Annotated in this window: 18 protein-coding genes; 13 read left to right on the forward strand and 5 right to left on the reverse strand. The window is 50.7% G+C overall.

Annotated elements, in window-relative coordinates:
- Positions 1 to 211: 211 nt before the first annotated feature.
- Positions 212 to 1099: an ELM1/GtrOC1 family putative glycosyltransferase gene (locus ACJJIZ_RS04680; RefSeq protein ID WP_444915357.1), complete on the forward strand. Its 888-nt coding sequence runs from the start codon at positions 212 to 214 to the stop codon at positions 1097 to 1099.
- Here ACJJIZ_RS04680 and ACJJIZ_RS04685 read toward each other — a convergent pair.
- On the reverse strand, positions 1096 to 1761 hold the full coding sequence (locus ACJJIZ_RS04685) for a YrbL family protein (protein WP_444915358.1): 666 nt from the start codon (positions 1759 to 1761) through the stop codon (positions 1096 to 1098). The two genes, ACJJIZ_RS04680 and ACJJIZ_RS04685, sit on opposite strands and share 4 nt — an antisense overlap.
- Positions 1754 to 2884: a glycosyltransferase family 4 protein gene (locus ACJJIZ_RS04690; protein ID WP_444915359.1), complete on the reverse strand. Its 1131-nt coding sequence runs from the start codon at positions 2882 to 2884 to the stop codon at positions 1754 to 1756. The genes ACJJIZ_RS04685 and ACJJIZ_RS04690 overlap by 8 nt, the downstream gene beginning before the upstream one ends.
- 238 nt (positions 2885 to 3122) lie before the next feature.
- On the opposite strand from ACJJIZ_RS04690, the gene ACJJIZ_RS04695 reads away from it, so the two are divergent.
- Positions 3123 to 4043, forward strand: coding sequence for a glycosyltransferase family 2 protein (locus tag ACJJIZ_RS04695; RefSeq protein WP_444915360.1), 921 nt, complete (start codon positions 3123 to 3125; stop codon positions 4041 to 4043).
- A 103-nt stretch (positions 4044 to 4146) separates the two neighbouring features.
- A complete protein-coding gene (waaA, locus tag ACJJIZ_RS04700) occupies positions 4147 to 5472 on the forward strand; it encodes a lipid IV(A) 3-deoxy-D-manno-octulosonic acid transferase (protein ID WP_444915361.1) in 1326 nt (441 codons plus the stop codon).
- Between the two features lie 14 nt (positions 5473 to 5486).
- Here waaA and ACJJIZ_RS04705 read toward each other — a convergent pair whose 3' ends face one another.
- Entirely contained in the window at positions 5487 to 7010 is a 1524-nt protein-coding gene (locus ACJJIZ_RS04705) for a TolC family outer membrane protein (protein WP_444915362.1), read from the reverse strand.
- A gap of 350 nt (positions 7011 to 7360) precedes the next feature.
- Between ACJJIZ_RS04705 and ACJJIZ_RS04710 the strand changes: the two genes are divergently transcribed.
- The 4 genes from ACJJIZ_RS04710 (at position 7361) to ACJJIZ_RS04725 (ending at position 11638) form a co-directional block, all read left to right on the forward strand.
- A complete protein-coding gene (locus ACJJIZ_RS04710; protein WP_444915363.1) occupies positions 7361 to 8002 on the forward strand; it encodes a paraquat-inducible protein A in 642 nt (213 codons plus the stop codon).
- Positions 8003 to 8150: 148 nt separating this feature from the next.
- A complete protein-coding gene (locus tag ACJJIZ_RS04715) occupies positions 8151 to 8687 on the forward strand; it encodes a paraquat-inducible protein A (RefSeq protein WP_413663550.1) in 537 nt (178 codons plus the stop codon).
- Positions 8680 to 11064 (forward strand): PqiB family protein, encoded by a 2385-nt coding sequence (locus tag ACJJIZ_RS04720; RefSeq protein WP_444915364.1) that lies wholly within the window; start codon positions 8680 to 8682, stop codon positions 11062 to 11064. The genes ACJJIZ_RS04715 and ACJJIZ_RS04720 overlap by 8 nt, the downstream gene beginning before the upstream one ends.
- Positions 11065 to 11086: 22 nt before the next feature.
- A complete protein-coding gene (locus ACJJIZ_RS04725; protein WP_444911647.1) occupies positions 11087 to 11638 on the forward strand; it encodes a DUF4136 domain-containing protein in 552 nt (183 codons plus the stop codon).
- A 69-nt stretch (positions 11639 to 11707) separates the two neighbouring features.
- Here the strand turns inward: ACJJIZ_RS04725 and ACJJIZ_RS04730 are convergent, their stop codons facing one another.
- On the reverse strand, positions 11708 to 12760 hold the full coding sequence (locus tag ACJJIZ_RS04730; RefSeq protein ID WP_444915365.1) for a glycosyltransferase: 1053 nt from the start codon (positions 12758 to 12760) through the stop codon (positions 11708 to 11710).
- A 37-nt stretch (positions 12761 to 12797) separates the two neighbouring features.
- Positions 12798 to 13838: a glycosyltransferase family protein gene (locus tag ACJJIZ_RS04735; RefSeq protein WP_444892190.1), complete on the reverse strand. Its 1041-nt coding sequence runs from the start codon at positions 13836 to 13838 to the stop codon at positions 12798 to 12800.
- A gap of 146 nt (positions 13839 to 13984) precedes the next feature.
- Here ACJJIZ_RS04735 and ACJJIZ_RS04740 point away from each other — a divergent pair, with 146 nt between their 5' ends.
- The 6 genes from ACJJIZ_RS04740 (at position 13985) to parE (ending at position 19736) form a co-directional block, all read left to right on the forward strand.
- On the forward strand, positions 13985 to 14647 hold the full coding sequence (locus ACJJIZ_RS04740) for an NUDIX domain-containing protein (protein ID WP_444915366.1): 663 nt from the start codon (positions 13985 to 13987) through the stop codon (positions 14645 to 14647).
- An 87-nt stretch (positions 14648 to 14734) separates the two neighbouring features.
- Entirely contained in the window at positions 14735 to 15256 is a 522-nt protein-coding gene (locus ACJJIZ_RS04745; RefSeq protein ID WP_444915367.1) for a DUF1249 domain-containing protein, read from the forward strand.
- 41 nt (positions 15257 to 15297) lie between these two features.
- A complete protein-coding gene (gene cpdA / locus ACJJIZ_RS04750) occupies positions 15298 to 16122 on the forward strand; it encodes a 3',5'-cyclic-AMP phosphodiesterase (protein ID WP_444915368.1) in 825 nt (274 codons plus the stop codon).
- Between the two features lie 344 nt (positions 16123 to 16466).
- Positions 16467 to 17141: a hypothetical protein gene (locus ACJJIZ_RS04755; protein WP_444915369.1), complete on the forward strand. Its 675-nt coding sequence runs from the start codon at positions 16467 to 16469 to the stop codon at positions 17139 to 17141.
- 102 nt (positions 17142 to 17243) lie between these two features.
- Positions 17244 to 17837, forward strand: coding sequence for a YqiA/YcfP family alpha/beta fold hydrolase (locus ACJJIZ_RS04760; protein ID WP_444915370.1), 594 nt, complete (start codon positions 17244 to 17246; stop codon positions 17835 to 17837).
- Between the two features lie 12 nt (positions 17838 to 17849).
- Entirely contained in the window at positions 17850 to 19736 is a 1887-nt protein-coding gene (parE, locus tag ACJJIZ_RS04765; protein ID WP_282931020.1) for a DNA topoisomerase IV subunit B, read from the forward strand.
- Positions 19737 to 20080 lie beyond the last annotated feature (344 nt).

Consider the following 20080-nt stretch of genomic DNA (forward strand, 5'->3'; position numbering starts at 1 on the left):
AAGTAAAAGTGGATATCTGTTTTGTTGAGCGCTTCAGCTGGCCTCCTGAGGGCACGGATTTACAAGGCCACTTACCGGGTACCCCGCTAAGGTTTGAAGGGCAGTATACTGGATGTTTCGGGGCTCCCAAAGCCTTGTCACAGTGGCCTCTCTGATGGGGGGTAGGTACACTGCCTTATATTCCTATGTTTCAGCAGTTTAGGGTCCTATCTTGCAACTTACTATTTGGCGCTTTTTAGATGGCAACCGGGCCCATGAAAAGCAGAGCGCAGCTCTGATTGAAGGGATGCGCAGGAGCTATATCGGGGAGGTGCAGGTTTTTGATATATCGCCAGAATATACAGCCAGCCGTATTCTCCTAAAAGCTGGAGGGGAGCTGGAAGTGTTGCCAGCCCCCGACTTTCTGGTTGGCACAGGTCGCCGCAGCCGGCTTCCCATGTTATCTGCCCGTTGCCGGTTTGGTGGTCGCGCAGTGGCAATTAATCGCCCTTTGTTGCCCTACAGCTGGTTTGATTTTGCGGTCGTCCCCGAACACGACCGTCCGCCCCCTCTGCCTAATGTGATTGTGAGTCAGGGCGCACTGACTGAACCCCTCGAGAGTGATGTACTGCAGCCTGGAAGGGGGCTTATTTTATTGGGTGGACCCAGTAAGCATTACAGTTGGGATACCCTCTCAATCCGGGAGCAGGTCGAGAAATTATTAGCCCAACCCTTGAATTGGTGTATCTCTGACAGTCGGAGAACACCGGCGGGTACCATGGAGCAGCTGGAGAGAAGCGGTGTTGAGTTGGTTGACTGGCGCTCTTGTCCGACGGGCTGGCTTCAAAAGCAGTTGTCGGAAGCGGAGACAATCTGGGTTACAGAGGACAGTATCTCCATGCTATTCGAGTCGTTACAAAGTCGGGCCCAAGTCGGTGTGATTCGGGTTCCGAGTCGCAGCAAATCCAATAAAGTGCGTTCAGCGGTATTACGACTTTTGGATCAAGGTTTGGTTAGCGAAAAGCTTGAGGTGAAGGCAGGAGGCCAGCGTGCCCCCCTGGATCAATACCTATTGTGTGCTCAAGCATTGTTGCGTCGATCAGGGTTGCCAAGTCATTAGCGCTTTAGCCCCTCAGCTTCAAACTTTCGCCAGGGGGTTTCCTTATCGGAGATTTCCCACTCGACTCTCAGCCACATACGCTCGATACGGCGGCGGATATAGCGTCTCGCAAAGTAGCTGGAGACTTTTGGGAGGGGCAGGAAAGAAGCGCAACCCAGCCCATCAATCAGGTAGGTTTGAAGTTTGCCCTGCTCTTTTCGCAGGACTAGGTTGTGGGCAATCAGGTTCTTGGTGAGAACCTCATACTCAAGCAGCCACTCAGAAAAACGCTGTAAAGATGTACGTACCTCGACATTGAGACCGTATTTGTTCAGGTATTGGCGCAGGGTGGGCGCTGGATTTCCATCACTGTCCAGAATCATATCGGTGACAGCTGCGGGGCCTAGGTTGGTCTCCTGAATTCCATACCAGCGTGGTAAATGCTGCCATAGGTCCTCTCGGTCACTGGCAATAGCTCGCTGGCTATAGCCCTCCAGTTCGCGAAGGTTATCATCGAAATAGGACTCCCCTCTCCAGGTTTTGTACCAGGGGGCTCGCCCCAATAGTTCCGCTGTTCGACCGGGACGCATCACCTTGACACAGATTTCAGGCCGCTCCGGGTGTCGGTAGCAAAAGCGATTGCCTCCACTGGCAAACGGCTCGCTTTGGCTCAAATTAATCACTCGGTTTCGCTCCGGTACGCTCTGTGAGTAGGCTTTTGTAGATTTCAATGGTGTGTTCGGCTTGTCTTCCCAAAGTGAAATCGGTAGATAGGTGAGGCTTCTGTTCAGGGCTGTCGAGCAGCTCTTGAGTACGCACGAATAAAGCTTTTGAATCATTGATATCAACTAGCCCTTGAGGGAAACAGGCATTTAGTGACTCTGCCGGGCCCCCAATGTTATAACCGATAATAGGTGTGCCAATCGCAGCGGATTCTATAACGGTCCTGCCAAATGGCTCGGGTCGACGTGATAGGTTATACACCAAACTGGACGCACTATACCAGTGGCGTATATCACTACGATGACCAACCAGGGTAAGGTGGTTCTCAAGCTTCATTGAGCGAATTTTTTGCTCCAATTCATCGGCGTAGTGCTGCTTATTCTTCTCCGCTCCGCCGAGAATGATGCCGTGGACATCAGAACGGTTTTGGACTAGCTGATGAATTAGATCGATAAAGTCCTCTTGTCCCTTCCAGCGGGTCAGCCTGCCGGGTAATAGGAGCCAGCGCTTGCCAACAAGCTGGGGGAAATCCTGGTGTACTTGTTGGTACCAGGACTCCGATGGCTGGACATCGGGATTGAACTCATCTGTATCAACACCCCGATAAACGATCTGTGGGGGGCGTTTTAGATCGTTTGCATAGTTCTCCAATAAGTAGCTATTCACACACTCTGATATTGCGATTACTTGTTCGGTTTTCGCCATAATGGCACTGTATCGATTTATCGAGTAAAGGCCATGAGCCGTACTGACAAGACGAGGGCGCTCAGCTGGGTCAAGGCTTAGCCAGGCAAGATAGGCTAGCCAAGCCGGAACCCTGGAACGCACATGGATGATGTCGGGCTTCTCACGAGAGATAACCTCTCGAAGTGGTCTGACCTGTAACAGGCTGAAGAGAGACTTTTTGTGGATTGGAAGTTCAATATGGGCTGAGCCTTCAGCTTTCAGTTGCTCGACCATGCTCCCCCCACTGGAAACGACGATTGACTGATGACCGCCTGCTACCAGGTAGCGGGCAAGATCAACGGTCCCCCTCTCAACCCCCCCAGAGTTCAGAGCGGGTAAAAGCTGCATAATTTTCATGGGGAGATATACCAGGACTTATGAAATTTGTTTTTTGAATTAATTTGACTAATGGGTTGCGTTTTAGCAGGGAAGGTCGGGCACGAGTATATAAAATGGACCATAGATGCCCTGATAAAGCATTTGGCAAAAGTGGTATTATAGACAGGTCATTCTTAAGGGTATAGGCTGATTCTTTTTTAACCCAGCCGAAAAAGCTTATATCCGATTTGTTCTTGGCCGTAATCTGGAGTTTACATTGCACCCCTTGTTAGTGATCTGTATTTGTACTTATCAGCGACCAGAGCGGCTTCGCAGTTCTCTGCAAAGTCTGGCCAAGCTCCAGCTACCTACAGGCTTAAATGTGGCTGCACTGGTTGTCGATAATGATTCGGACACTCAGGCTGGTAGAGAAGTTGTGGAGGAGTTGTCGGGAAGCTTTCCCTTCTCCCTCAACTGTGCTGTAGAAGAGCGGCGGGGAATCCCTTGTGCACGCAATCGCTGTATCGATGAACTGGATAATATGGGGGCTGACTACCTGGTTTTCATTGATGATGATGAGTGGGTAGAGCCCGATTGGTTAATCCAGCTATATGATTACTCGCAAAAGCTGGGGGGCAGTAGCGTGGTGTGTGGCAGTGTTGTTCGGCGTTGGCCGGATTCTGTGCCTGCCTATTACTCACGTATTTTTTATCGACAGAAACGAAAGACTGGAGAACAGCTCAACTACTGTGCGACCAGCAATGTATTAATACCGATGAGCAGTATCCGCTCGCTAGGCCTGAGGTTTAATGAGCAGGACCCTCTAGGTGCCGGTACAGATGTGATTTTTTTCACAGAGTTTAAGGCCAAGGGCGGAAAGATTGTTTACTGCCTGGAGGCGAGGGTTTACGAGGCTGTACCGGAGAGTCGCGCCAATATGCGTTGGTTGTCGCGTAGAAAATTCTCCGCTGGTATCACTCTGGCAAAGCATAAACTTGCCAAAGGTCGCGGTCATACCAGTATCTTTGTATCGGCTCTGGGGCAATTGTTGATCTCCAGCATAGGCTGTATTTTAGGATTGATTTTCGGTGGAAAGCGCTTGGGTTCTGGGCCTTGGCTCCGCGCTTGCCGTTCAGCCGGCATGGCTTGTGGTGTTTTTGGGGTGCGCTCTGAGTTTTACCGGGTGGTCGATCACTAATGGCCTGAGGCCTTCCTTACGGGGGTGTTTTACCTGGAAGAGATAACCGTCATCATTGCACTTTCTTTGGTGGCAATATTGATCTTTAGGTGATCCCTGCTTCATGCAAATATTTTATTCCTGGCTCTTCCGCCTGTTTTTACCTGTTGTCCTTCTACGTCTCTGGTGGAGAGGGCGTAGCCAGCCGGCCTATCGGTTGCGTTTAAGAGAGCGTCTGGGTCAGGTTCCAAAAAGGCACAGCCGGGCACCGTTAATCTGGATCCATTCTGTATCTGTAGGAGAGACCCTAGCCGCCGTACCAGTGATCTCTAAATTGGCTGCGCGACATACAGACTGGCAGTGGTTGGTAACGACTACAACTCCAACCGGATCCGAGCGCGTACAGGAAGCCTTGCAGCCAATTCTTGGTGGCCGCTTACTTCACTATTACCTCCCCTATGATCTCCCTGAATGCCTGGTGCCATTTCTCAATGCGCTTAGCCCGAGTGCATTGGTGATTATAGAGACTGAGCTTTGGCCCAACCTACTCAAGCTCTGCTCGAGCAGGAAGATCCCAATTTTATTGGCCAATGCACGGCTCAGTGAAAAATCTGCACGAGGTTACGGGCGTTTTCCCTCTTTGAGTCGAACGATGTTGAGCAACCTGGATCGTGTTGTTGCGCAATACCCTGCGGATATGCAGCGGTTTATCGATCTGGGATTACCAGCGGAGAGAGCAGTAGCCAACGGCAATATCAAGTTTGACCTCAGTATTGATATGGGACTGGCCAGTGAAGCCCAGGCGCTGGCGCACCAGTGGCGGGGGGAGTCTTCCAGGCCTATATGGCTGGCGGCTAGTACCCATGTGGGTGAGGATGAGGTGATCTTGGATGCCTTCTCTATTTTGAAGAGAGAGATTAAAGATCTTTTACTCGTGTTGGTGCCCAGGCATCCACAGCGTTTTGATGGTGTTGCCCGCCTGTGTCGGGAGCGTGGCTTTGCCCTGGTTCGAAGGAGTGAAGGCACAGCCATTAAAGCTAGTGATGAGGTTATTCTGGGAGACACCATGGGGGAGTTACTGCGTTTCTATGGAGCCAGTGATATTGCTTTTGTGGGAGGTAGCTTGGTTTCTGTTGGTGGCCACAACATGATTGAACCCGCTGCCTGGGGTGTGCCAGTTATTTCCGGTCCCCACCTGCATAACTTCGCCACTGTATCCAGTTTGTTGCAGGAGGCTGGAGCCATGGTTGTAGTCGAAGACAGTGAATCGATGGCTTCACAAGTTCAGGCTTGGCTGGAAGATGTGGGGCAAAGAAAAGCCGCCGGTCAGAGAGCGAAAAAAGTAGCTTCAGAAAATAGCGGTGCTTTGCAGCGCTTACTGGGCGAGGTGGAGCGGCTGGCTACACAAAATGAAGACCAGAGAGAGAATAAAAATCCTGCTCTCTGGTAGATGCGTATACGCAGTTACTTCGAAGGTGCTGGAAGGCTGGTGCCTCCAGTTTCCTCTACGCGAGAGACATTATTTGCAGGATTCAGCATCATATCCAGATCCTGAAGGTCTTTAGGGGATAAGAGTCCTGCAGCTTGCTTCAAGCTCAGTGAATTTAGAATGTAGTCATAGAGGGAGTTGGCATAATCGGTTTGCGACTGGAACAGTGTGCGCTGTGCCAGCAGTACATCAACAATATTACGGGTGCCTACTTCATATCCTGCTTGGGTGGCATCCAGGGCGCTTTTAGCAGAGATAACGGCCTGCTCACGGGCGGACACTCGGGATACATCTGTGACTACGGCGCGGTGTAGGGTGCGGGTGGTTTGTATGGTATCTCTCTCTGTCAGTATGCTCAGGTCCTGGGCCTCGAACGCTTGGTTGCGGGCTTGGCGGCGATTGGCACTGAGAAGGCCCCCGGTGAAGAGGGGCATGGAAATTGTAACCGCTGCTGATGACTCCCATGACTCAGTATCTTCCGGGAATCTGGTGAACTGAGTTCCAGATACATCAGTAGTTCGAACCCTCTGCTTACCATCAGAACTAAAGTTCGAATAAGCTAGTGTTCCGGTCACTGTGGGAAGGTGCTCACTGGCCACTGCACGGGCATTGTAACGGGCTGCATCCGATCCAAGACGCGCCGCCTTCAAAACAAAATTATTGGCCAAGGCAAATTCAACCCAATCAGCGCGATCGGATGGAACAGGTGGCGTTACCTTAAAGCTGGCAACCAAAGGTGCCACTTCGTCGTGATAACCGCCGGTCAATACAGACAGGGCGTCAAAGTTGCTGAGCAAATCATCCTGGGCGGTAAGGCGGCGGGCGACAGAGCTGTCATAGGCCGCTTGGGAGTCGTAGACGTCGGTAATAGCTGTGAGGCCGACTTCAAAGCGCTGTTGCGTCTGCTCTAGCTGCTTGGCTAGAGCCTGCTCCTCAGCAATAGCAGCTTCTAGAACATCGTATGCGCGCAACACGTCAAAATACGCTGTGGCGACACGGAGCATCATCCCCTGCTGGTTGGCACTGAACTCAGCCGTCGCCTGTTCGGTAAGCATCTTACCGCGTTGGAAATCAAACCAGGCTGGAGCATCAAAAATAGCCTGATTTAGAGTGGCGGCATAGGTCCTCTCTTGAACAGATTTACTGCTTCTAGGCCTAAGATTTAGCAGTTGGAGATCTTCCGGTTCACCCTCTTCACTGACATTTACAAGTTGGAAGCTGTTTGTCGCGCTATATTGATGGCTCCTCTCGGCTATGTAATTAGCCTCCACCTGAGGTAGCAGAAATGCACGGAACTGATATTTGGCCTCGATACCCGCGTGGTAAGCAGCGCGATCTGCGGCCAGCTCGGGATCATTCTCCAGGGCCTGTGTATAGATATCCCACAGGGTGTCGGCTTGCGCCTGCATGGCGCCCAGGCCCAGCAGCGTAGCGGCGATTAGTTTTTTCAGCGGACGCAACTTGCGGCCTTGCGGCTCTGTGCGGTTACTTCTTTTCATCTGTTTCGACTTCCTGTGGAGGGTACGGTCTTCAAGCTTTTGCAAGTTATTTGGAGCTGGTGTCATGTAGTGGGGATATGGAGGGCTCCAGCTTGCGATTATTACTAATATTGCCAGTCTCCCCAATAGCAGTCGCGAGAGTTTACCCGGGGTCAAACCGACCGTCGAGACGGCAATCGGCTTTTTGCTATATCTTCGTTAAACCGACACCTATGTGCGTTTATCGGTAATTTCTTGGCAATAACTAGGGCCCATTGAATAAGGTTGAGGGCCTATATTTCAATAGACGCGCCTCATAAGCATTTGGATGCGGCAAAAATTGTGCAGAATAAGGCAAGGACTGACTGTCCATGAATGAGGGGCGCAACGCAGTGCTGACCAATTGGCAGAGGGTCTGTCACGAATGCGATCTACTTTTAACCGGCGGCTTGGCGCCTCCGGGACAAAAGCTAATTTGCCCACGATGTCGCTGTACTTTGCATCGCAATGGCAATCATAGTATTTACTACACTCTGGCTCTCAGTCTAACCGGCCTATTACTGTTTATTCCCTCTGTTAGCTTGCCGTTGCTCGACTTTTCCCTGTTCTCATTTGGTGCAGAAAGTACCTTGCTTAATGGCGTTTACTCTCTTTTCAAGGCAGGGTTTATTTGGCTCTCGGCGCTGGTGCTTTTCTGTAGCGTTCTGGCTCCGGTAGGTAAATTTGCCCTGTTGTTGTTTATTTGTTGGGGCAGTGCTTGGGCCTGGCTTGACCGGCCAGTATCCAATGCTGTTCGTTTTTACCAGCACTTGAAAGAGTGGGGCATGCTCGATGTCTATATGCTCGGAATTTTGGTGGCCCTGATTAAATTACGGGATTTGGGCAAGATGGAGGTAGAACCGGGGCTGTACTGTTTTGGTGCCATGATGCTACTGGCAAATCTCTCTTCCCTGAGTTTTGACCAAACAGCAATTTGGCACCGCTTAGCACAGCGTCGTGCGCTTAAGGAATAAGCTTGTGAATAGCGTACCAAATAAAGGTTTAAAAAAAGGCTTAACCAGCTGCCTGTGCTGTCATCAATTAATTATTCTTCCCCAAAATGGTCGTTGCCGATGTCCGCGCTGTGGAGCGAGAGTACACAGCAGAATCGAAGGAAGCTTGATGTTAACTTGGGCTCTAACGATTACTGGCACTTTATTGCTCTTACCTGCCAATGTGTTACCGATAATGACAGTAGTTTATTTAGGTGCCGGTGATCCCAGCACCATCATTAGCGGGGTCATGCAACTCTATAACTCGGGAATGTGGGGAATAGCTTTAATTGTCTTTGTTGCCAGTATTGCAGTTCCTGTGATGAAGCTACTGGGATTGGGATTGCTCCTGATCCAAATTCAGTTGCGCCTGTCCTTCGACCCCATTCAGTCCATGAAAATATATCGAGTAGTTTCCGGCATCGGGCGTTGGTCACTCTTAGACTTATTTATGATTTCAATTCTGGTGTCGCTAGTGGATATGGGATTTATTTCCCAGGTAACTGCTGGAGCTGGTGCGACAGCTTTTGCCTCTGTGGTAGTGGTAACCATGTTGGCGGCACGAACTTTCGATTCCCGTTTAATTTGGGATGCCTATGACGGAGATTTATATGAGTCTGCAGTAGAGCCAGAAACGGCTCATAGGAGCGCCGCAGAAAATGGCTGATGAGCTGCCCCCGCAGGATACGAGTGATGCGTCTCGCTTGGATGGAGGCGCTCAGCGGGGAGTAGTGCGCGCAAGTAGGGGGTTACCCCTAGTGTGGATTTTACCTTTGATCGCGGGGCTGATTGCTCTCTGGTTGCTCTATCAGGATTTGTCAGAGGGAGACGTTAAAGCCACTATTTTATTTCATTCTGGCGATGGCCTGGTAAAAGGAAAAACGGTGGTCAAATATTCCGGGGTCGATATTGGTATGGTCCAGGATGTGAGCCTTGTACCTAATGCGAAAGAGCTGAATGGAGCCGATGGCGTTCTGGCCGAAGTTAGTTTAAATCGCAGTGCCGAATATTTATTGGTAGAGGGCACTGAGTTTTGGGTAGTAAAACCCGAGTTATCTATTACCGGTATTAGCGGTTTGGAAACTCTACTTTCAGGCAATTACATTGCCGTTGAATCAGGTAGTGGAAAGCGCAAGCGCAACTTTGTTGCCCTGGATCAGCCTCCTGCATTTATCCGTGGGGATGGTTTGCGTGTTGTTTTGCAGTCCCGTCGTTTGGGCTCTTTAAGTCGAGGATCGCCAGTATATTATCGTCAGTTGCGAGTCGGTCAGGTAGCGGATTACCGTTTGGATCGAAACGGAACTGAAGTCAGTATCGAATTATTTATTCGTCGTGAATATGCCTATCTGGTTCATCGGGGCAGCCGCTTTTGGAATAGTTCAGGGATATCTATTGAAGGCGGTATTAGCGGTATCAGTGTCAATTTAGAATCCCTGGCAGCACTTTTTGCCGGAGGCGTAAGTTTTTATACCCCGGAAAATCAACGTCAGTCTCCACTTGCTGTAAATGGTAGTGAGTTTGAGTTATATAAAAATTTTGCCGCAGCAGATGCGGGAATTCCTGTGACATTAAATTTCGATCAGGGGGTGAATGTTACTCCGGATTCTACGAAGGTTTACTATCAGGGCATCCAGGTAGGGGAAGTCAGTGGGACCAAGGCAAACCGCCGTTTGAATGGTATGGAAGTCAAAGTTCTGATGGATCCTACAACGGATGAATTGCTCACCGAAAATACCCGTTTTTGGCTAGCCCCCCCAACCTTCGATTTTACTGGCGGATTAAACGATTTAATCCAAGGTAATCGTATAGAAGTAGACTTGCGCAAAGGACAGCGCTCCCAGCGCAATTTCACTGCGCGAACCTCTGCGCCACCGATGGATCCCCGTGTGCCGGGGCTGCATTTACGCCTCACTTCACGCAATCCAGGGTCTTTGCAGCGGGGCGCGCCGGTTTACTTTCGCCGTATAGAGGTAGGAAAAGTTCAGGGAATGGAATTGCGTAGGGATGGCGAGGGGGTAGAGGTTTATGTGGTGATAGAGCCCCGCTATGCCCACTTTGTGCAGGAAGGCGTTCGGTTCTGGAATGTGAGCGGATTGCGGGCTACAGCAAGCTTGACCGAGGGGGTGGAAGTGGAGGCAGATTCGCTGATGTCACTTCTGCGCGGCGGTATCGCCTTTGGTATACGCCGGGAAGACCTTGGAAAAGGCGGGCAAGCAAAAAATGGAGACCAGTTCCCTCTTTTCAGTAGTCGGGAAGCGGCTATGGAGGGGGGGATACAAATTCAAGTCAGCCTTGTCAGTGCCGAGGGGCTGAGAGTTGGAGCACCGTTGCGCTACCGCGGGGTACAAGTTGGAGAGATTACTCGCCTGAGACTCGATCGCTCTTTGGGCGAGGTGTGGGCCAGGGCCAAGCTTTATCATCGCGGGGAACAGTTTGCTCGGGAGGGTACACGTATATGGGTGGTATCCCCGCAAATTAGTATCGATAAGATTGCCCATCTGGATACCCTAATTACAGGGCGATACCTGGCGCTTGAGCCTGGCTTAGGTGATCCTCAGACAAAGTTTTACGCTTTGGAACAGGCACCGGAAGAGGACCTGGCAGAAACTTTTACCCGCCCTGGGCTGGGAATTATCCTGGATGCTGCGAGGCGAGGATCTCTGGTAGCAGGGAGTCCGGTTTATTATCGCCAGGTAAAAGTGGGAGAGGTTACAGGTTTTTCCCTGGGGGAGTATGCTGATCGAGTGTATATCTATGTTCACATCGAACCCCAATACCAGCCCTTGGTGCGAGAGCACACGGTGTTTTGGAATGCCAGTGGCGTCGATGTGAATTTCGGTCTGAAAAGTGGACTTAATATCAACACGGAATCGGCTCAGGCCCTGTTGCAGGGGGGGATCGCATTTGCCACGCCAGAGGCCCCTTTTATGGGATTTGAAGTGGAGTCGGGCAGCCATTTCCCTCTCTACCCAAAAGCTGAACCCAAATGGTATACCTGGAGTCCTAAGATAGAACTTTATGGCACGGTCGAACCAGTAAAATAAGTACGGGAATGTAGGAGTTTTTATGCGCTATTTATTAACAGGCTTGCTGAGTATCTTGCTATTGGCGGGTTGCCAGGAGGTACAGGTTGAAAAAGCCGCTACCGGGGAGCCACCGGTTGCCTTTGCCACGTATAAATGGGGGGTAGCTCCGCTGAGTGGCACAGAGGATGCCACTGCTCAGCTGGTGGAGTTGGATGAAGAAATGCGCGATACCGTTGCCGCAGAGTTACAGCAACGAGGCTATCGCCAAGTGTCCCAGGACCAGGATGCGGATATGGTGGTGGATTACCAGGTTGCGGTAGTCGATGAGTTTTTCTCCGGTGATACCCGGGATCCCAGCTGGGACAAACAGTTTGATAGCAATGCTCCACAGGATGTAGTGGAACTACCGCCCCTGACAGATGCCCCTTTGGTGATTATGAGTGTGGGTATTGGGCGCCCGGGCGGGGCTGTGATTTGGGGGGGGAGAGCCAGTGAATTGTTAACACGCCCCGATAGTATTGAGCAGCGTCAACGACTGATCGCCAATGGGGTTAGCGCTCTTTTGCGGGATTTGCCCCCGGCCTATCAATAAGTACGATTTGGCACGAAACGAAAAATACGATTTAGCAGCCACCGGGTATTCGGTGGCTGCCATTCACCGCTAGCGCCCTTTCTTCATCAGGTTTTCGTATAGATCGATATAGGAGTCGACGATAACCTGTTTCGCATAAGTCGTTGCGTACTCCTCGGCCGCATTTTCGATCAGGCTTTGGCGCAATTCCGGCGACTCGATAACGGACTTCATGGCTTTGGCCAGTTCATCGGCATTATCGATAGGGGTAATCAGACCGGTTTTGCCATTGGTAATCACTTCTCCAGGGCCCTGAGAGTCCGTCGCCACTATAGGGCAGCGATGGGCCCAGGACTCCATCACAATAGAGCCCAGGCCCTCATGTCGAGAAGGGCACACGAACATATCCGCAGTGCGCATTAACGTGGTGACATCGTTGCGCCAACCCAGGAAGCGTACTCTCTCCTCCAGGCCAAGCTGGTGACACAGAGATTTCAATTTACTCTCTTCGGGACCGCTACCGGCGAGCCACAAAGTGGCATTGGGAACCTGGGTGAGTGAATGCAGGAGGGTGTCGAACCCTTTATTGATATGCAGGCGGCCTGCAGCCAGGATCAGGGGCCGGTCTTCCGGAGTATTGAAGCTGTTTCTAGGCAGCGGATTAACTGGCGTCTCATCGGCAAAATTGGGGATATGGAAAATTTTATCCTTGGGGATGCCTCCGTCCCTTAAATGCTGGCAGATACCTTTGCTGATGCCGATCCAATAATCTGCGTGACGGTAATACTTCAGGTTGTAATAGTGCCCTAGGCGGCTTACCAACCGGTATTTTTCAGAGTTGGGGGTGATTGAAGTGGCACGCCCCATCCAAGTCATCACGATATCCGGTTGCCATTGGTTCAGGGCATCCCGGTATTTTTTTCGGCCGAGAAAATCCAGCTTGCCACCAAATTTAAAACCTTCGGTTTCAACATTGTTGCTGCGCAGTGCCTGTACCCGGTGATCGTGGTTGCGAATAAACGCTTTTTCTGTAATTTCGCTGCGGGGATTTAATCCACTGACGAGACGCACAAAGAAATTCTCAGCACCACCGTGCTCAGCACCGGCGAGTATCTGTGCGACTCGAATTGGGTTATTACTCATAATCTATTGCATCTGATCGAATAGAGTGGGTGCAACACTACCTGAGTGTGCCATCCAGATTGATATCTTGAGCCCAAGCATAGTCGTGGCTAAAAGGCTGTAAGCTTGTGGCTTCGACAATGTACTGAGCGTAGAGCTTCGAGTTCATTTCATTGTGGAAAAACTCCCTGGCCCGTGCGGCCCAGGCGCGTCGCTTGGCATCGTCACCGTTAAATTCGCGGATTTTTTCCAGTAGGTCCTGCTCATCGGAGAAATAAACGACGCTCTCAGCAGGCAACAAGTCGTCAAAATGTAATTTATCACTGGTGAACTGCAAAATACCGTTGCCCGCCAACTGCGCCATACGTGCTGAGGAATACCAGTAATGGGTATCCTGGCGATTGAAATTCAATCCCATTTTGGTTTGAGATAGAGCGTGGTCGTAGTCGCGGCCCCAAACGGGTGCCTCGCCGAAGCTGCCATAGGTTTTAAAGTTCAGCGAATCCCCCAAGGCATCTTTCAGGTTTTTAACCATTTGCAGACGCTTGGTGAAATTATTACTGTTACTGCAGAAAAGCAGGTCGATGGCTAAATCTGTGCGTTCAGCGTTATTGAGGTTTTCAATCGAGGGTTCAACCGGGTTCGGCATGTGATAAACACGAGCACCAAAGCCCTCAAATATTTTCAGTTCTCTTCGCCCGGTGGATACAAAAACTGCATCGGCGACTTCCGCACGGTATTTGATTCGCTCGACATTGCTGGGAACAAAGAGGGGATCATTATTGCAGTGAGCGATAAAGCAATTGGGCAGGCGTTGCTTAATGGCCTTCAGAGTGTCGTTAGTGATCATATCGCAGTGGCCTGCGATGATCAGATCTGGCTCAAAGGCCTCGACAGTTTCCATCAATCGTCGGTTCGCCTTTTTTACACCCAGATCGCGAATACCAAAGGGTGCCTCAAACGCGGCAATATCGCGGTCGCTGAACACTTGGGTGTAGTGGTCATTCTTAATCAGGCCGAAGGTAAGCTTTTGTGCCCAGCTAACCCTTGTCTTGCCATAGCGCCGTAGCTGCTGATAGGCGATATTCAGCACTCTCATGTTGTGTACTCTCGAAATTCAACACGGAAACCCGGATAGCCTCTGCAGTCAGCGGCTGGTACGGTGGGCGCAGAGTATAACAGCTGGTACCCCGGTCTTGTCGCGGAAGCAGCGCAGCAAAACCGAAACCTAGGGAAAGACGAACCATGCCACAACATAACAGTCGAACTGATTTAAACCCGGAGTTCACCGCTGATTCGGTAGACATAATTTCCAGGGAAACCGTGTTTAAGGGATTTTTCACTATGGTGCGCCTGCGATTGCGCCACCGCTTGTTTCGCGGGGGTTGGAGCAATGAAATAGAGCGGGAACTGTTTCAGCGCGGAGAGGCCGTTGGAGTCTTACTTTACGATCCTGTCAGGGACCTGTTGGCGCTAACCGAGCAGTTCCGAACAGGTGCCCTGGGGCGCCCAGCAGGGCCTTGGTGTCTTGAAGTGGTAGCCGGTATGGTGGAGAAAGGGGAGAGTCTGGAGGATGTAGCGCGCAGAGAGGTGTTAGAAGAGTCTGGATGTACTGTGGACGACCTGCATTTTATCCACAGTTATATCCCCAGCCCAGGGGGCAGCTCGGAGCGGATACATCTGTATTGTGCCCTGGTAGATTTGGAGCAGGCCGAGGGCGTATTCGGCTTGGCTGAGGAAAATGAGGATATCCGTTTGCGGGTATTCCCGAGGCAGAACGTCGTAGATGCGATGCGGGGGAATTACGGCCCGGGAGAAAACCCGATAGACAATGCCACCACACTGATTTCGGTGCAGTGGCTAGAGTTAAATCGGAAGCAGTTTACTCATATGACGCCACCCGCCTGAGCGGTCACAGCTCTTTGCGCTACTTTACCCGCACAAAAGGTAAACTGAGATGTAAGTCACGGCGGCAAATGAATTGGAGTGTTGATAATGGCTCTAGTACGTGAGGTAGGTGCGCACCAGCGCAGGCAGATGAAAATGTCGCCAAATGGCAACGGTAAAGCAGTATATCGCGTCGATTTACCGTCTTATCATGCCGACTGCGACGCTAACTACCTACGTCTACTGAGGCTGCTACCTGAGCTTTCAGAGAGAGAGCAATGGTGCTATCAAATCCCTGGTGGCAGCTTAAAGCTGAGAGTGGTAGCGAGATCCAGGTACACCACAGAAGTGTCACTGGACGCAGAGGTAAATCTCAGTGAAAGCCACTGGCTGGCATCTCCTAACCTGACCGCTCGTCTCTATCACGATGCGCGGATGGCAGAGGTGATAACAGTTAATGGCTGTGGGCCGGTAGGTGGTAAAGGAGTGGATATCGCTTACCCAAATCCCCGTATGCAGCGCGCAGATGAGAGGCCTCAGGCCAACCGTTTTCTCGGTGAGTGGCTTGAGTACTGTCTTGCAAATGGTCGCGCAGAATTTCAATTAGTGCTGGATGGCCGAAAAATTTAATTCTGCGGTAGAACACATGGATGTGATTACAAGGTGAGCAAGTGATTCGCGAGCACAATGAGCCTAGCAGGTCCGATAAGACCAATTCATATCGTCTGATCCAAATAACAGACCCACACATCGGCAGCCGGCCGGATTATCAATTACTGGGTTTGGACACCGGTCATACTTTGGATGAGGTACTGTCCGCAATCGTTTCCAGGCAGCAGGCAGCGCAATTGCTGGTGGCGACAGGAGATATTAGCGCGAATGGGGCCGAGGCCTCTTACCGCCGGTTTCTTCAGAAAATGCGCAGGGTGCAGAAACCTTGGTACTGGCTACCAGGGAATCACGACTTAAGCTCTCGTATGAAACAACTGGCCCCACAACGCTGTACAGAAGTGGTTGCCCTAGGAAGTTGGCGCCTCTTGCTTCTGGATACCAGTGTTGAAAACCAGATATGTGGCGGTCTCAGCGAAGCTCAGCTTGAGCGTTTGCAGCTGCTGCTTTGGGAAACCCGGGAACACCCGGTAATGATCATGATGCACCACCAGCCGGTACAGGTGGGTAGTAAGTGGATTGATGGCCATATGCTGCGCGATGGACGCGAGCAACTCTTGCAAATGGTATCCAAAGCGCCCCAAGTCAAAGCGCTCGTGTGGGGTCATGTTCATCAGCAGTTTGATAACCATGAGGGCCGGGTCGGCTTACATGCGACACCTTCCACTTCTGTACAATTTACTCCGGGTAGTGGGCCTTTTGCCGTAGACGACGAGATGCCGGGATATCGTTGGTTCGATTTATATGATGACGGTAGCTATAAAACCGGTGTCGAACGGGTTGAGGTTTCAAAATACTCTGTTGACTTTGCGTCTTCCGGCTACTGAGTCACCTCTCCTTGAGATGTGCCTGCTTTTTTGAAGTCCCACTTTGTGGGATTTCTATCGTGTTATTTAAGAGTTTCTAGCTCGCCTTTATTTGTAAAGCCTCCCTTTACGAACTTACCATTATCTTTTTTGTTTTCTCACCGTACAATGAAATTTCCCCAGGCTTATGATCATTGATGATATTTGTTTAATGGGGCATACCAGAATCAATAGTAGTATTTGACAGTTGATAAAATACGCTAATAGGCACTGGGGTTTTATTTGCGCTACTGCCCCTCATTTCATGCGTATTTTGCAGCTACTCCGTCAGTTAACTAGATAACATCGGGAAGTGAGGAATAATAATGAACAGAATATTTGTTTTACCGCTCATTGGCTTGGCGTTATTAGTCGGTGCCTGTGCTCATGATCCCAGTAAGGTGGGAGAGTCAAAGCTGGCAGTGCAGGAGGATAGCCAAGGTTTGGTTCCCAGATCCAGCTCGTTGGATGAAGTTGCCGCGGCCTTTGCTTTTGATATGAGCGGCTCCAAAGTGTTTATTGCCCCTGTGCAAATTGACTACACCAAGCGCTTTTCTTCGGTGCCACGCACCCGCTACAGAGAGAAAGATTACGAGCTGGATGATAGGGACCTACAGCAGATGAATGCACTGTTGGTCAAAACGTTTGCAGAGAAGTTTCTCGAACCGCGTAACAGCGTGGTAGCAGAGGAGGAGGAAGAGGCAGATTACACACTGTCCTTATCCCTGGAAAAATTTTCGGTAGCTGCACCACTGGACCCCTCTCCATGGACCTGGCGCGTCTACACCGAGCAGAGTGCCTATGGGGTACTGGTCGGAACGCTTTATGATCGGGAGGGCAATGCTGTGATGCGCTTCCGGGATCGCCGCGATATCGGTGAGAACTTTGGTGCCTATGGCCCCGGTGGGCGCATGGAGCGTTTTACCAGTGTAACTTTCTGGTCTGATATGCGTGTAGATATGAGGCGGGCCTTTGCCAGTTTGAATCGCACATTGCTGTGATACCCACACGTTTTGAGGCTTCTGGTTACATAGCGCCCCCGATTGACGATATGGGCGCTATAATCACCGCCTATGCAAACTAATGATCTTCAGGGAAGGCCGGTGCTGATATATCTGCACGGCTTCCTTTCATCACCACAGTCCTTCAAATGCCAGTTGATGCGAGAACGGCTCCAGGCCCAATACCCGCATGTTACCTTCTGTGCACCGCAGATTCCTCCCTATACAGAGGAGGCGCAGAAATCGTTGGTGGCTCTTGTGGAGGATCTCCTTCGGCAGCCCGATAGGGGACCCATTGGATTGGTGGGTAGTTCTATGGGGGGCTTTTGGTGTACTTACCTTAGTGAGCGCTTCCGATTGCCCGCTGTACTGATAAATCCCGCAGTGCGCCCCGCGCGCTTTATTCCAGCCTATGTGGGGAAAGTTTTAAAACCCTATAGCGGTGAAGAAGAGGAATTTCGTCTTACCCTGGTTGATGTAGATGCCATGCAGCGGGTACAGGCTGAATTGGAGAAGCCGTTGCAGAGTCGCTACTGGTTACTCGCCCAGCGCGGGGATGAAGTTCTGGATTATTGCGATGCGCAGGATTTCTACCAAGGACAACGCCAGACCATTGAAGACGGTGGCGATCATAGTTTTCAGGAGTTCGCACGCTACTGCGACCCTATCACCGAATTTCTATTTAACGAGCAGTAATCAATAAGAATTATGGCTAATTATTCCGCCGAAGATATTGAGGTACTCACGGGACTAGATCCGGTGCGTAAGCGCCCCGGGATGTATACCGATACCGCACGCCCAAATCACCTGGCTCAGGAGGTAATCGACAACAGTGTCGACGAAGCCCTGGCCGGACATGCCAAGAAAATTGAAGTGGTGTTACACAAGGACCACTCGCTTTCTGTCAGCGACAACGGCCGTGGTATGCCTGTCGATATCCACCCTGAGCAGGGACGGCCTGGTGTAGAGGTTATCCTCTCCACTCTGCACGCCGGCGGTAAGTTTTCCAATGATAATTACCAATTCTCCGGCGGCCTTCACGGCGTCGGTGTTTCCGTGGTTAATGCCCTCTCAAAAGTGCTGGAGGTTACTATCCAGCGAGATGGCAAGGTTCATCGCATTGGCTTTAAAGATGGTGAAAAGGCCTCCGACCTGGAAGTAGTAGGTGAGTGCGGTAAGCGCACAACTGGCACCAGTGTTCGCTTCTTACCAGATCCCCAATATTTTGATTCTGCTAAATTTTCAGTGGTGCGCCTGCGACACCTTCTGCGTGCCAAGGCGGTGCTCTGCCCGGGTCTCACGGTTACGTTTATCAATGAGCAGGATGGCGAGTCCGATGAGTGGTATTACGAAGATGGCCTCAAGGACTATTTGGCCGCTGCAAATCAGGGCTGGGAAGTACTGCCAGCAGAACCATTTGTAGGTAGTTTTGCAGCTACCACTGAGGCGGCAGACTGGGCGGTCCAATGGTTGCCAGAGGGCGGAGAGGTCACCGCTGAATCCTACGTAAACCTGATTCCCACCGCCCAGGGCGGTACCCATGTTAACGGTTTGCGGGCCGGCCTGCTGGAAGCAATGCGCGAATACTGTGAAATCCGCAATCTGCTACCGCGCGGAATTAAATTGGGACCAGAAGATATTTGGAGCCAGTGTTCTTACGTTCTCTCTGCCAAACTGGCTGATCCCCAATTCTCGGGCCAGACAAAAGAAAGACTTTCCTCCCGTGAAGCGACCGCATTTATTTCCGGTGTCGCCAAAGATGCATTCAGCTTGTGGCTGAACCAGCATACGGAAGAGGGCGATAAACTGGCGGAACTGTGTATTGGCAACGCACAGAAGCGCATGCGCTCCGCGAAAAAAGTTGCACGTAAAAAAGTTACTCAGGGACCGGCCTTGCCTGGCAAACTGGCAGACTGCTCCAGTGGCGATACCACGCGCTCCGAACTCTTTCTGGTGGAGGGTGATTCGGCCGGTGGCTCCGCCAAGCAGGCGCGAGACCGGGAGTTCCAGGCTATCATGCCTCTGCGCGGTAAAATCCTGAATACTTGGGAAGTTGACTCAGGGGAAATTCTCGCTAGCCAGGAGGTACATGATATTGCTGTAGCCCTCGGTGTGGACCCGGGCAGCGATAACCTGGAAGGCTTGCGTTACAACAAGATCTGTATCCTCGCCGATGCCGACTCAGACGGACTGCATATTGCTACGCTGTTATGCGCGCTTTTCTTACGTCATTTCCGGCCGTTGGTCACTAACGGTCATGTCTATGTGGCCATGCCCCCACTGTTCCGAATTGATATCGGTAAAGACGTTTATTATGCGCTGGATGAATCTGAGAAACAGGGCATTCTCGATCGTATCAGTGCAGAAAAGAAAAAGGGCAAGATTCAGGTAACCCGATTTAAGGGATTGGGAGAAATGAATCCTATGCAATTGCGTGAAACTACGATGGACCCCAATACCCGACGTCTCGTACAGCTTTATATAGATTCAGGAGATGACAGTAATCAACTACTAGATATGCTCCTAGCTAAAAAGCGTGCTGGAGACCGCAAGCAGTGGCTGGAAAGTAAGGGGAATCTGGCTGAAGTGGGTTAAGCCCTTAGCTTTCTAACATAGATATTGGTGTTGCCTTAGTGTAATAAGGCAACAGATCAATGCATATGATTAATATGGAGCGCTCTTCCTTTTGAGGGGCTCTATCTCTCTTTCAGAAGTTGTATCAGTTATTCAACTTAATGGATGCCATTTCAGCTGGATATTATTTAATTCCTTTAGTTTAAATTTCTTGTTTTAGAATTATACTTATTTAAAACAGGCAACTTCATTGATGCGAAAATATATAGCCTTAGCATCTATGTGATATTTTCGATAAAAAAGAAGTGCACAAATCAATCCATTCTATTTGGTTTTACTATTTTGTCCTTTTCTAATTACCTATA

It is taken from the genome of Microbulbifer maximicatervae (SeqCode), from assembly GCF_052467225.1.

Coding starts and splice junctions, on each gene's coding strand:
- ACJJIZ_RS04710 (WP_444915363.1), top strand. CDS start 7,361: ATGAATGAGGGGCGCAACGCAGTGCTGACCAATTGGCAGAGGGTCTGT.
- waaA (WP_444915361.1), top strand. CDS start 4,147: ATGCAAATATTTTATTCCTGGCTCTTCCGCCTGTTTTTACCTGTTGTC.
- ACJJIZ_RS04725 (WP_444911647.1), top strand. CDS start 11,087: ATGCGCTATTTATTAACAGGCTTGCTGAGTATCTTGCTATTGGCGGGT.
- ACJJIZ_RS04705 (WP_444915362.1), bottom strand. CDS start 7,010: ATGAAAAGAAGTAACCGCACAGAGCCGCAAGGCCGCAAGTTGCGTCCG.
- ACJJIZ_RS04730 (WP_444915365.1), bottom strand. CDS start 12,760: ATGAGTAATAACCCAATTCGAGTCGCACAGATACTCGCCGGTGCTGAG.
- ACJJIZ_RS04690 (WP_444915359.1), bottom strand. CDS start 2,884: ATGAAAATTATGCAGCTTTTACCCGCTCTGAACTCTGGGGGGGTTGAG.
- ACJJIZ_RS04715 (WP_413663550.1), top strand. CDS start 8,151: ATGTTAACTTGGGCTCTAACGATTACTGGCACTTTATTGCTCTTACCT.
- ACJJIZ_RS04745 (WP_444915367.1), top strand. CDS start 14,735: ATGGCTCTAGTACGTGAGGTAGGTGCGCACCAGCGCAGGCAGATGAAA.
- parE (WP_282931020.1), top strand. CDS start 17,850: ATGGCTAATTATTCCGCCGAAGATATTGAGGTACTCACGGGACTAGAT.
- ACJJIZ_RS04720 (WP_444915364.1), top strand. CDS start 8,680: ATGGCTGATGAGCTGCCCCCGCAGGATACGAGTGATGCGTCTCGCTTG.
- ACJJIZ_RS04755 (WP_444915369.1), top strand. CDS start 16,467: ATGAACAGAATATTTGTTTTACCGCTCATTGGCTTGGCGTTATTAGTC.
- ACJJIZ_RS04735 (WP_444892190.1), bottom strand. CDS start 13,838: ATGAGAGTGCTGAATATCGCCTATCAGCAGCTACGGCGCTATGGCAAG.
- ACJJIZ_RS04740 (WP_444915366.1), top strand. CDS start 13,985: ATGCCACAACATAACAGTCGAACTGATTTAAACCCGGAGTTCACCGCT.